The following is a 12,052-nucleotide window of genomic DNA, read 5'->3' as shown; positions in this document are numbered from 1 at the left end:
AAGGGATGATAAGAATGAATAAGAACAGTACAATCTCAAAATGGAATGAATATTTTATAGATACATATAATCAACCTAATTTTGTTATAGATTATGGTAAAGGAAGTTGCTTTTTTGATATTGATGGTAATAAGTATATAGATTTTACAAGTGGATATGGAGTATCTTCTCTTGGATATAGTAATAACAGTCTAAAAAATGCTTTAAAAGAACAAGTGGATAAACTACTTCATACTTCAAATCTATATTTTAATGAACCAGTATTATATGCTGGAGAGAAAATAATTAATATAAGTGGAATGGATAAAGTATATTTTTGTAATTCTGGAACAGAGGCAAATGAGGCAGCATTTAAAATAGCAAGAAAGTATAGTAGTGATAAATATGGTGAAGGTAGAGGAACTATTATAAGTTTAAAAGACTCTTTTCATGGTAGAACAATGATGTCTTTAATGGCAACTGGTATGGATAAATATCATAAGTACTTTTATCCACTTCCTGAAGGTTTTAAGTATATAGAAAGAAATAATATTGAAGATTTAAAAAGTAACATAGATTCAAGTGTTTGTGCAATAATACTCGAAGCAATCCAAGGTGAAGGTGGAGTTAATGTACTTGAAAAAGATTATGTTTTAGAACTATCAAAAATATGCAAAGAAAAAGATATAGTGTTGATTTTTGATGAAGTCCAATGTGGTATAGCAAGAACTGGTAAGCTTTTTGGATATGAATACTTTGATGTAAAACCAGACATAGTTACAGTAGCAAAAGGATTAGGAGCAGGCATACCAATAGGTGGAGTACTAGTAAATGAAAAGCTTTCAAAAGTACTAGGAAAAGGAGACCAAGGTACAACCTTTGGAGGTAATTTATTGGCCATGGTGGCAGCTACAGTTGTATTAGATGAGATATCTAAAGAAGGTTTTTATAATGATATAACAGAAAAAGGTGCTTATATAAGAAAATCTATTGAGGATTTTAATAGTGAAGTAGTACTAAACACAAAAGGTCTTGGTTTGATGATAGGAATTGAAACTAGTGTTGAATCTAGCATTATAGAAGAGAAAGCTAGAAAAAAAGGGTTGCTTATTTTGACTGCTGGTAAAAATGTATTAAGATTTTTACCACCATTAACAGTCAGTTACAAAGAAATAGATGAGGCTCTTAAAATTTTAAAAGACATACTACTAGAAATTAACTAAATATTCAAAAACAAATAATTAAAATAAAGAATTAATATATATAAAATAAATAACTCGCAAATTTAACTGAATTTAAAAAAGTTTACAAAAAGGGGAGAATGAATATGAATAATATAAGCTTAAAGGGAAAGAGTTTTTTAACATTAAAGGATTTTACAAAAGAGGAAATCAGATATTTATTAACTTTATCTAGTTATTTAAAAACTAAGAAAAAGGTCGGCATAAAAGGAGATTTACTACAAGGGAAAAATATAGCTTTATTATTTGAGAAAACATCAACAAGAACTAGATGTTCATTTGAAGTAGCTGCCCATGATGAAGGAGCACATGTAACTTATCTAGGCCCTAATGATTGTCATATGGGAAAAAAAGAGTCTGTATCTGATACAGCAAAAGTCTTAGGCAGATTTTATGATGGAATAGAGTTTAGAGGCTTTAAACAGGAAACAGTTGAAAGCTTGGCTAAATATTCTGGTGTACCTGTTTGGAATGGACTTACAGATGAATACCATCCAACGCAAATACTTGCAGATTTTTTAACAGTGATTGAAAATGTAGATAAGGATTTGAATAAAGTCAAATTCGTGTATGTTGGTGATGCTAGAAATAATATGGGAAATTCATTAATGATAGGATGTGCTAAAATGGGAATCCATTTTGTAGCACTTGCACCTAAAGAACTTTGGCCAAATGAAGAGTTAGTGAAGGATATGAAGGAGATAGCTAAGAAATCTAAGGGAGATATAATATTGACTGAGAATATTGATGATGTAAAAGGTGCAGATGTTATATATACAGATGTATGGGTTTCTATGGGAGAAGAAGAACAATATGAAACAAGAATAAATCAACTTAAGGATTATCAAGTAAATATGGAAATGATAAAGAAAACTGAAAATGAAAATGTTATATTTTTACACTGCCTTCCAGCATTCCATGACTTAGAAACTAAAGTTGCTCAAGAAATTTATGAAAAATTTGGATTATCAGAGCTAGAGGTTACAGATGAGGTATTTAATTCAAAATATTCAAAGGTATTTGAAGAAGCTGAAAATAGAATGCATACTATAAAAGCGGTTATGGTTTCTACTATGACTGATGTAGACATGAATAACAGTTTAGTATAGACATCCTTTATCCTAAGCCTTATTTTAAGGAAAATGCATAAATATTCTAAATATATTATTCAAAAACTCTTATTATATGTTAAAATAACTTATGTATCAACAAATTAAGAGGGAGGATTTGAGATATGAAAAAAATCATATTAGTTTTAACAACTTTTTTATTAGCAATATCTTTAACAGCATGTTCAAGTGCAAAACCAGAAGATACAATCGATAGTTTTTTTAACAGTGCAAAGAAGTTTGACTTTGAAGGCATGAATAAGGTAATGGAGAATAATGATGAAAAATATAAAGATGTATTAAAAGAACTAGATACAAAAGACCCAAATGCACAGTATGCTTTAGATTATCTAAAACAAAATGCATCTAAAATCACATATACAATAAAAGATAGTGAGATTAAAGATAATAAGGTGACAGTAAAAGTAGAGTGTAAGTTTGTAGATTCAACACCATTACTTAAAGAGATAGTAGCTGAAGCATTTACAAAGATGCTTGGTATGAGTTTTTCAGGACAAGACTTAACTGATGAAAAAACAACTGAAATGCTAGTATCAATTATGAAAGAAAAACAAAAAAGTGTTAAAGAGACTTATGTAACAAAAACTGTAGAGTTTGAGTGTTCTAAAAAAGATAACAAATGGATAATAAGTTCAGTTAATGATGCAGTAGCTGATGTATTATTATCTAATCTTGTTACAGCAGGACAAGAGTTATCTAATTCTATGGGTACTATTCAATAGTATAATCTTAAGTGTAATAAATAGAAAAATATTTAAAAAGGATACCAATCTTGGTATCCTTTTCTATTAAAATACTATAATATATAGCTAAATTTTATATCATCAAAGAATTAAAATATAAAACTATAGGTTTATATTTTTTTAACTAAACAAACAACTTGTATCTTTTCTAAAATATAGTATCTAAAAATTTATTTAGCTAGTTTTAGATATTTGTTGATAACTGCTTCAGCTAAACATTTTGATGAATCGATAATATTAATTGAAGAATGAGATTTTTCTAAAACTACATTTAAATCAGTACAAGCAATTATTATATTTTTAATAGATTCTTTTTTCACATCTTCAATAAGTTCATTCCAAATATCAATATTATATGGGTTTCCTTTATCTGTTTTTATATTTTGAATAAGAGTATTTAATTTTTTCTGCCATTCATCTTTAAATATAAACTCATGCCCATTATGTAGTATGCCCTCTTGATAAATTGTAGATTCAAATGTTGATTTAGTTGAAAAAAGGGTTACTTTTTGTGAGACAGTAGGAAGTTTCTTAATGGTTTCTTCTACAATGTTTAACAGTGGTATATTAATTGATTCTTTTAATTCTTTAAAGTATATATGTGCTGAATTACATGGCATAGCAATAAAATTTACTCCAATTGATTCAAGTTTTTGCAAACCATCAATAATAGTTTGTTTCATAAGTTCATGGTTTATTGAACGGTCAATGTAAAATGGAGTAGGTAAGGAATATATCATCATCTTTGGGAACTCATCATCATATTTTGCTCCATATTGTGATTGACATTCATCAATAACTAAATCCACAAATGGTGCAGTTGACCTTGGGCCCATTCCAGCTAAAATTCCAATTAATTTTTCATCCATAAAAATTATCTCCTTAATGTACAAATTTATCTTAGGTATAAAATATCAAAACTGGTTATATAATAGTATAAAAGTCTGCTTTTATAATAGATAATATAATACAATTATATAGCATAAGGTAAGTAATGATAATATGCTTTAATTGTGTATTTTTTCTGGTATAAAATTATTTTAAATCGAGATTATCTAATATTTTTAAAAATATTTTTACAGCAATATCTAAATCATCTACAGAAACACTTTCGTCAGGATTATGACTTATTCCTCCAGCGCATCTTATAAATACCATACCAATATCAGTTATATTGTCCATTTCTTGAGCATCATGACCAGCTCCACTGTAAATATAAAAAGGATTAAGATTTAAGTCTATAAAACTTTTTTCTATAGTTTTAGTTATTTTATCAGAACATGGTACAGGAACATTTTCAAAAGAAAGTTCACTTGTATAATTAAGCTTTCTATCCTCACATATATGAGATATTTCGTTGAATATCTTTTCTACTGAACTATCAAGAACTTCTTGAGAACAAGAACGTACATCAAGGGTAAATTCAACCCTTTCAGGTACTACATTTGATGAAGATGGATAGAAATTCATCTTTCCAACAGTAGCAACTAAATTAGTAGTCATTCTAGCTATATTTTCAATGGCTAACACACATTCACAAGCACAACATCCAGCATCAAATCTCATATCCATTGGTAGTGTACCAGCATGTCCAGATTTACCATTTACTGATATCTTAAAACTTTTAAATCCTGTAATACTTGATACAATTCCAGCAGGAAGAGATTCATTTTCTAAGACAGGTCCTTGTTCAATATGAAATTCTAAATACGCATCTATATCTTTTCTAGGATGTAAATTTATTAAGTTTTTAGTATTAAATCCAAACTTTGTTACAGCTTCTTCAAGTGTAATTCCATTTTCATCAACAGATTTAAGAAGATTATTTTTAAAAGTGCCAGCAAAAACTTTACTTCCCATTAAAGATGTTTCAAATCTAGTTCCTTCCTCTTCGGCGAAGGCAACTAGCTTAATGTTGAAAGGATAAGATTTATTCTTGTTTTTTGACTCTTCAAGTCCAATTAAAGGGACTATTATTCCTAGCATACCATCAAATATACCTCCACATTTTACACTATCTTGATGAGATGCAACTACTAATGTAGGGGCATTTGGAATATTAGATTTATATGTACCTATGACATTTCCAATATCATCAATTTCAATATCAAGATTCAAATCTTTCATCCATGAACTTATTAAATCAATAGATTTTTTATGTTCATCAGTTAATATAAGTCTTGTAAGACCATTTGTTGTTGAACTTATTTTTCCTAATGTTTGCAGATAATTCATACATTTTTGACCTAGCATGTGTACCTCCTAAATATGTATTTTTTTATTTTCAGGATTAGTAAGGTTATATTCTAATAATCCTTGAAAAATAACATCCTCATCTTGCTTTTCTACTTTTTCTGTAATTTCTAATTCCGTGTTTGAATTGTCTCCTTATACAATCTTTTATTTATTTTCATTTTTTATCTAGAACAATTGAAATACTCTAGTTTAACATTATTCTAATAGTCATTTATGCTGATGTCAAATTAAGAAAATTTATTTTTAACTTTATATTATCAAGATTAAAATTTTTAAAAATAAAATAGAACTTTAATTCTATTAATAATGATTAATAAATTTAGTAATTTTGGCATTAAGTATTAAAATAATTTAATTTACTGTGTATAAGAATTATTTTTAAACAGAGTCTTGTTTTTAGATTCAAGAATGTAATTAATAATTAAATTTATATGAACATCATGTTGAATGAATATACTGATAAAAGAGTAAAGTATTATTAAAGATAAATATTCAAAATATAATACCGAGTAGATATAAGGCATAAAAATAAAATACTATCAAAACAAAATTGATAGTATTTTTAATAAAATCTTACTTAAACAGTTTAAATAAAAACCCATATAAAATATTTTATATTTCTTTTTTGCTATAAATTTTTGATGATATAAAATATGAAATTACAAATAGCAATATAGCAATAAATGGAAGAGAATATAATAGTGTATTAAATATAATTTCTAGTGAAAGAGGTGAACTAATAGTTTCTAGAATATTTTTAGAAACTAATAAAAGTAATGTTGGAACTAAAAAACATAAAATCATTAATACACGAGCTTTTTCTGTACCAAATTTATAAACAAGTGGTAAGATAAGACTACCAAAACATATTGAAATAGATAAGACTAATGCATTAATAAGTAGAGTTTCACTTAATATAAAATTATGTTTAAAATAACCAATAATGATACTAAGTATAAGTGAAACCAATACACCTACAAAGCTAAATATTAACATAGTCAAATATTTACTTAGTACAATATCATTACGCTTAATAGGCATTGTAAGTACATAACTATCCCATTTATTTAAATCATCATATGAGAATGTTGAAACAATCATTGTTGTACATAGGACTACAATAATACCCACAAGATTATTAGCATCTCCTCCTCCAAAAGAAGATATAAGCCCAAACATAATTACAAATAAAAGTAGAAATTTTATATTGCCTTTTAAATTAATTAAATCTTTTAAAATTAAGCCTTTCATTATTTATCACCTCTCACATAAAATAACATAATTTCTTCTATAGACGTATTATCAACTACAAAGTTTGGATGTTTTGCTATAAATCTATATTTATCATTAAGAAGTACTTCATATCCAAATTGGCTTTTACGATAATATGAGTAATCTTCTTTTGAAATATTATCAAAATCAGTAGGTTTGCATTTTAAAATTCCCATATTATTAATTAATTCATCCTTATTTTCACTAAAGACTATTTTACCTTTATGTATAAATGTAATATAGTCAGCTATTTTATCTAAATCACTTGTAATATGTGAAGATAAAATAATAGAGTGCTCTTCATCTTGTATAAAATCTAAAAATATATCCAATATTTCTTCACGAACAATAGGGTCAAGTGAACTAGTTGCTTCATCTAGAATTAATAATTTTGGATTATGTGATAAAGCTACAGCAATACTAAGTTTCATTTTGTTACCCTTTGAAAACTCCTTAATTAGCTTATTCTCTGGAACTCTCAACTTTTTTAAATAGTCTTTGAATAATGCATGATTCCAATTTTTATAGATTTTACTCATAATTTTTGATACATTATCTAGATTTAAATTTTCATGAAAATTACTTCCTTCAAATACGACACCAATTTGTTCTTTAATTTCTTTTTCATTTTTTTTGTTATCAAGACCAAATATTTCTATATTTCCACTATCATAAGAAATTAAATTTAAAATTGCTTTCAATGTAGTAGTTTTTCCTGCACCATTTTCACCTACAAATCCCATTATGCTTCCTTTTGGTACTGAAAAAGATACATTTTGTAGACTAAAATCTTTATAAGTTTTATTTAAGTTTTTTATAGTTATTGCATCCATAATTATCATTCTCCCTTATATAATAAAAGTAAAATATCTTTTAGTTCGTCATATGTAATACCACTACTTTTAGCTGTATCAACTGCTTTTTGTAGATACTCTTCAATTAAACGAAATTGCTCTTCTTTCACAAAATCCATGTTTTTACTAGATACAAAGCTACCTTTACCAGTAACTGTCTCAATAAATCCATCACGTTCTAAATCACTATATGCTCGTTTTGTAGTAATCACGCTTATTCTAAGTTCCTTTGCCAATAGTCTCATACTTGGAAGAGCTGACCCTTCTGGTAATTCTCCACTTATAATCATACTTTTAATTTGTGTAGTAATTTGTTCATATATTGGCTTTCCACTTGAATTACTAATAACTATATTCAACAAAACACCTCCTTAAAGTGTATATATAGTATATACACATTATATAAATATATATATAATATGTCAACTGTTTTTAGAAAAAAAGGAATTTGAAATATATATATTTGAAAAAAGTATTTTATAAGATACTAGTTTTTTTGATGTATTAAAATTTTAAAAAAAATTTATAAATATTGTTCTAAAATGTTACCAATAAATTGGAAATGCTAATTTAAAAACGTAATAAAGTTTAGCTTATAGGTAAACAAAAGTTTAGTCTAGAGCTAAACTTCTTGCATTCTTACTTTTGACATACATATTTTTTTGTAATATATTTATATTATCAATTAGAGGTAAGGAGAGTGATAAGAGATATTTAATTTAGATAAGACATTAAAAAAAGACCTAAATCAGGAATATACAGAGAGTAAAGATTTAGTTATGAATAAAAGTAAATATATGAATATTTGCTTTAAAAATTATATTAAAGTAGTAGAAGGAATGTATACTAAAAGAGATTTAATTCCATTAAAATTAATAAACTCTATGGATAAAAATAATAAGATTAGAAAAACACTACATGAATTATCTTGTGAACTTGAATATCCAAAAACTTCTTTATCTTCATTGTTTACAGAATTGAAAAAAATGGATTTTTTACAGAGAGTGAAAAATGGGGAGTATATGATAAATCCACATATAGCTTATAAAGGTAGTAGAGCTGATAAAGAAAGTTTATTAGCAGAATATAATGAGATAAAAAGACCTAGTAAGGTTAGTAAATAAGGAAGAAGGTTTTTATATGAGTTTAAAACTTGATAGAAATGTTCTACAGTGGTTTGATTATGTATTTGAGAATGAAAAAACTAGTTTAAGACACTACAATTTTGATTGTACACTAAAAGAGATTAGTCGTGCTAGTTTAAATAGAGTAGCTTTTATATTAGAAAAAAATAATTCTAGGTACTGGAAGCTTTATTTTGAAATACCAGCCGAAGTCACTTTAAAACTTAAACAAAACATTCATCCTTTATTTAGGGAGTATATATATGAACAAATATCACTGTATAACGATAATCAAATTTACAATTTTGTAAATTCAAACATATTAAAAGTGTTTAACAATATTGCTATTTATCAATATAATATTTTAGAAAATCTATATACTATTGATTTTAGAAAGAGTTTTATAGATAAATGTCAATATTTATTAATTGGTGAAAAAAGACTTATAGATGAAGATTTATACTTAAGGGCAAAATCAAAAGAAGTATTTGATTTTTTTAATTCAGATGAAACTTTTAATCTAACGTTAAGTTTTGACATGCAAAAAAATGAGAATTTACTCGATAGTCTTTTGGAGCTTAGGAAATCAATAATCATAAATGAGAGAATTTAATTTATTTGGATATAATATTAAAATGGAGGGATTTATATGGACGTAGAAAAAATGACTTTAAGAGTTCAAAAAAGTTTAAATGAGGCTTATAATGAAGCAGTAAAAAATCACAACCAACAAGTAGATGTAATTCATCTTTTCTCAGCACTTATTAACCAAGAAGATGGATTAATACCAAATATAATCGAAAAAATGAATATATCAATTGATTCTTTGAGAAATACTGTAAATTCTGAACTGGATAAGCTTCCAAAAGTATATGGAGAAGGCGCTGACTCACAAGGAGTATCAGCTACTAGAAAAATAAATGAAGTACTTATAAAGGCAGAGAGTATTTCTAAAGAATTTAAAGATTCATATATAAGTGTAGAGCATGTCATGCTTGCAATGATGGAAACAGAATCAAAATCAATTGTTGGTAAAATATTAAAACAATATAATATAAATAAAAATGACTTTTTAAATGTTTTATCACAAGTTAGAGGGAGCCAAAGAGTAGAAACACAAGACCCAGAAGGGACATATGATGCACTTGCTAGATATGGAACAAACTTAGTAGATTTAGCTAAGAAAAATAAATTAGACCCTGTAATTGGAAGAGATGAAGAAATAAGAAGAATTATAAGAATTTTATCAAGAAGAACTAAAAATAATCCTGTATTAATTGGTGAGCCAGGTGTAGGTAAGACTGCAATTGTTGAAGGATTAGCAGAGAGAATTGTAAGAGGCGATGTACCAGAAGGATTAAAAGACAAAATTGTATTTTCCCTTGATATGGGAGCATTAATTGCTGGTGCAAAGTATAGAGGTGAATTTGAAGAAAGATTAAAGGCAGTTTTAAAAGAAGTTCAAAGTTCTGATGGAAAGATTATATTATTTATAGATGAAATTCATACTATAGTTGGAGCTGGTAAAACAGAAGGTTCAATGGATGCAGGTAATCTTATTAAGCCTATGCTTGCAAGAGGTGAATTAAATTGTATTGGTGCAACTACTTTTGATGAATATAGAAAATATATAGAAAAAGATAAGGCACTTGAAAGACGTTTTCAGCCTGTAATTGCAGAAGAACCTACTGTTGAAGATACAATATCTATACTTAGAGGTTTAAAAGAAAGATTTGAGATACACCATGGAGTAAGAATACATGATAATGCTATTGTAGCAGCAGCAAAACTTTCTCATAGATATATACAAGATAGATTTTTACCAGACAAAGCAATTGATTTAATTGATGAAGCAGGAGCTATGATTCGTAGTGAAATAGATTCGTTACCAACAGAATTGGATGTTGTAAGAAGAAAGTTATTTATGCTAGAAACTGAAAGAGAAGCATTACTTAAAGAAAATGATGATAAGAGTAAATCAAGATTGGATGATATTCAAAAGGAAATAGCGGAATTAAAATCTAAAAATGATGAAATGACTGCTAAATACGAAAAAGAAAAGAGTCAAATATTAGATATTAAAAACTTAAAATCTCAATTGGATGAAGCTAAAGGTAAAGCTGAAAAATATGAGAGAGAATATGATTTCAATAAAGCAGCAGAGGTTAAGTATGGTGAAATACCTAAATTAGAAGAACAAATAAAGAACTATGAAGAAAGTATGAAAGATGGTTCTGAAAATTCACTTTTAAAGGAAGAAGTTACTGAAGAAGAAATATCTAGTATTGTATCAAAATGGACAGGTATACCGGTAACTAAACTAGTTGAAGGTGAAAGAGAAAAATTACTTAAACTAGAAGAAGAGCTTCACAAAAGGGTTATAGGGCAAGATGAAGCAGTTACAGCGGTTTCAAATGCAGTAATACGTGCAAGAGCTGGTCTAAAAGATGAAAGAAAGCCAATTGGTTCATTTATTTTCTTAGGACCTACAGGTGTTGGTAAAACTGAGCTTGCAAAAACTCTTGCTAGAAATTTATTTGATAGTGAAGATAATATAATTAGAATTGATATGTCTGAATACATGGAAAAACATGCTGTATCGAGATTAGTTGGACCTCCTCCAGGATATGTAGGATATGAGGAAGGAGGACAACTTACAGAAGCAGTTAGACGTGCTCCTTATTCTGTAATACTATTTGATGAGATAGAAAAAGCACATGAGGATGTATTTAACATGTTCTTACAAATATTGGATGATGGTAGACTTACTGATAATAAGGGTAAAACTGTGGACTTCAAAAATACTCTTATAATAATGACTTCTAATATAGGAAGCAATTATCTATTAGAAGCAGGAGGAAATATAACAGAAACTACTAACAACTTAGTAATGAATGAAATGAAACACAGATTTAAACCTGAGTTTTTAAATAGAGTAGATGACATTATAATGTTCAAGCCTCTAGACCAAGAAAATATCAAGAAAATTATAGATATATTTATGACAGATTTAAAAAATAGATTAAAAGAAAAAGATATTACTATTGAGGTTACAGATTCAGCTAAAGATGTTATGGTGAGAGAGGGTTATGACCCTGTATATGGAGCAAGACCACTTAAGAGATATATAGGAAATACATTAGAAACTGTAATTGCAAAGAAACTTATTGCTGGAGAAGTATATGATGGATGTACTATAGTTATAGATGGAAAAGATGAAAATATTGAAGTTTTAGTTAAATAATTAAAAAAGAAGCAGGGTATAATTATGTTAAAGATTTTACCCTGTTTCTTTTTGATTTATAAACTATAATAAAATATATGTTTTGTCAAACTGATAAAAATACTTTTAAATCAATATATTAAAACTAATCTGATTCAAAGTCAGTATTTTAATAAGTTCTCTATGATATATTCATAGTTCTAAGATACTTATAACTTTAAGATAATTGT

At 27.1% G+C, this 12,052-nt stretch carries 11 protein-coding genes; 6 read left to right on the top strand and 5 right to left on the bottom strand.

Annotated elements, in window-relative coordinates; genetic code table 11:
- Positions 1 to 14 precede the first annotated feature (14 nt).
- From ACTG46_RS11065 to ACTG46_RS11055, 3 genes are all read left to right on the top strand, one after another.
- A complete protein-coding gene (locus tag ACTG46_RS11065) occupies positions 15 to 1,202 on the top strand; it encodes an aspartate aminotransferase family protein (RefSeq protein WP_479922818.1) in 1,188 nt (395 codons plus the stop codon).
- A gap of 104 nt (positions 1,203 to 1,306) precedes the next feature.
- Positions 1,307 to 2,329, top strand: a complete 1,023-nt coding sequence (argF, locus tag ACTG46_RS11060) for an ornithine carbamoyltransferase (protein WP_243193382.1) — start codon at positions 1,307 to 1,309, stop codon at positions 2,327 to 2,329.
- A 125-nt stretch (positions 2,330 to 2,454) separates the two neighbouring features.
- Positions 2,455 to 3,072, top strand: a complete 618-nt coding sequence (locus ACTG46_RS11055) for a hypothetical protein (RefSeq protein WP_479922817.1) — start codon at positions 2,455 to 2,457, stop codon at positions 3,070 to 3,072.
- Between the two features lie 191 nt (positions 3,073 to 3,263).
- On the opposite strand, the gene ACTG46_RS11050 is transcribed toward ACTG46_RS11055, so the two are convergent.
- From ACTG46_RS11050 to ACTG46_RS11030, 5 genes are all read right to left on the bottom strand, one after another.
- Complete coding sequence (locus ACTG46_RS11050) at positions 3,264 to 3,962, bottom strand: aspartate/glutamate racemase family protein (RefSeq protein ID WP_167640667.1); 699 nt, start codon at positions 3,960 to 3,962, stop codon at positions 3,264 to 3,266.
- 166 nt (positions 3,963 to 4,128) lie between these two features.
- Entirely contained in the window at positions 4,129 to 5,346 is a 1,218-nt protein-coding gene (locus tag ACTG46_RS11045; protein WP_479922816.1) for a M20 family metallo-hydrolase, read from the bottom strand.
- Between the two features lie 615 nt (positions 5,347 to 5,961).
- Positions 5,962 to 6,600, bottom strand: coding sequence for an ABC-2 transporter permease (locus tag ACTG46_RS11040; RefSeq protein WP_054270479.1), 639 nt, complete (start codon positions 6,598 to 6,600; stop codon positions 5,962 to 5,964).
- A complete protein-coding gene (locus ACTG46_RS11035) occupies positions 6,600 to 7,463 on the bottom strand; it encodes an ABC transporter ATP-binding protein (RefSeq protein ID WP_079739729.1) in 864 nt (287 codons plus the stop codon). Before ACTG46_RS11035 ends, ACTG46_RS11040 begins: the two co-directional genes overlap by 1 nt.
- Positions 7,460 to 7,834, bottom strand: coding sequence for a GntR family transcriptional regulator (locus tag ACTG46_RS11030; RefSeq protein WP_021384840.1), 375 nt, complete (start codon positions 7,832 to 7,834; stop codon positions 7,460 to 7,462). The genes ACTG46_RS11035 and ACTG46_RS11030 overlap by 4 nt, the downstream gene beginning before the upstream one ends.
- Before the next feature lie 420 nt (positions 7,835 to 8,254).
- On the opposite strand from ACTG46_RS11030, the gene ACTG46_RS11025 reads away from it, so the two are divergent.
- From ACTG46_RS11025 to clpB, 3 genes are read left to right on the top strand one after another with little or no spacing between them, the layout of a single operon-like run.
- Positions 8,255 to 8,599: a replication/maintenance protein RepL gene (locus ACTG46_RS11025; protein WP_054270477.1), complete on the top strand. Its 345-nt coding sequence runs from the start codon at positions 8,255 to 8,257 to the stop codon at positions 8,597 to 8,599.
- Positions 8,600 to 8,615: 16 nt separating this feature from the next.
- Complete coding sequence (locus ACTG46_RS11020) at positions 8,616 to 9,212, top strand: hypothetical protein (protein WP_054270476.1); 597 nt, start codon at positions 8,616 to 8,618, stop codon at positions 9,210 to 9,212.
- 36 nt (positions 9,213 to 9,248) lie between these two features.
- A complete protein-coding gene (gene clpB / locus ACTG46_RS11015) occupies positions 9,249 to 11,843 on the top strand; it encodes an ATP-dependent chaperone ClpB (protein ID WP_479922815.1) in 2,595 nt (864 codons plus the stop codon).
- Positions 11,844 to 12,052: the final 209 nt, after the last annotated feature.

The sequence above is a fragment of the Clostridioides sp. LIBA-7678 genome, from assembly GCF_056716065.1.
This window is presented reverse-complemented; position numbering and strand designations above follow the sequence as displayed.

Bases quoted from the DNA above. Each gene is read 5' to 3' on its own strand.
- ACTG46_RS11065 (WP_479922818.1), top strand. From the start codon at position 15: ATGAATAAGAACAGTACAATCTCAAAATGGAATGAATATTTTATAGAT.
- argF (WP_243193382.1), top strand. From the start codon at position 1,307: ATGAATAATATAAGCTTAAAGGGAAAGAGTTTTTTAACATTAAAGGAT.
- ACTG46_RS11055 (WP_479922817.1), top strand. From the start codon at position 2,455: ATGAAAAAAATCATATTAGTTTTAACAACTTTTTTATTAGCAATATCT.
- ACTG46_RS11050 (WP_167640667.1), bottom strand. From the start codon at position 3,962: ATGGATGAAAAATTAATTGGAATTTTAGCTGGAATGGGCCCAAGGTCA.
- ACTG46_RS11045 (WP_479922816.1), bottom strand. From the start codon at position 5,346: ATGCTAGGTCAAAAATGTATGAATTATCTGCAAACATTAGGAAAAATA.
- ACTG46_RS11040 (WP_054270479.1), bottom strand. From the start codon at position 6,600: ATGAAAGGCTTAATTTTAAAAGATTTAATTAATTTAAAAGGCAATATA.
- ACTG46_RS11035 (WP_079739729.1), bottom strand. From the start codon at position 7,463: ATGATAATTATGGATGCAATAACTATAAAAAACTTAAATAAAACTTAT.
- ACTG46_RS11025 (WP_054270477.1), top strand. From the start codon at position 8,255: ATGAATAAAAGTAAATATATGAATATTTGCTTTAAAAATTATATTAAA.
- ACTG46_RS11020 (WP_054270476.1), top strand. From the start codon at position 8,616: ATGAGTTTAAAACTTGATAGAAATGTTCTACAGTGGTTTGATTATGTA.
- clpB (WP_479922815.1), top strand. From the start codon at position 9,249: ATGGACGTAGAAAAAATGACTTTAAGAGTTCAAAAAAGTTTAAATGAG.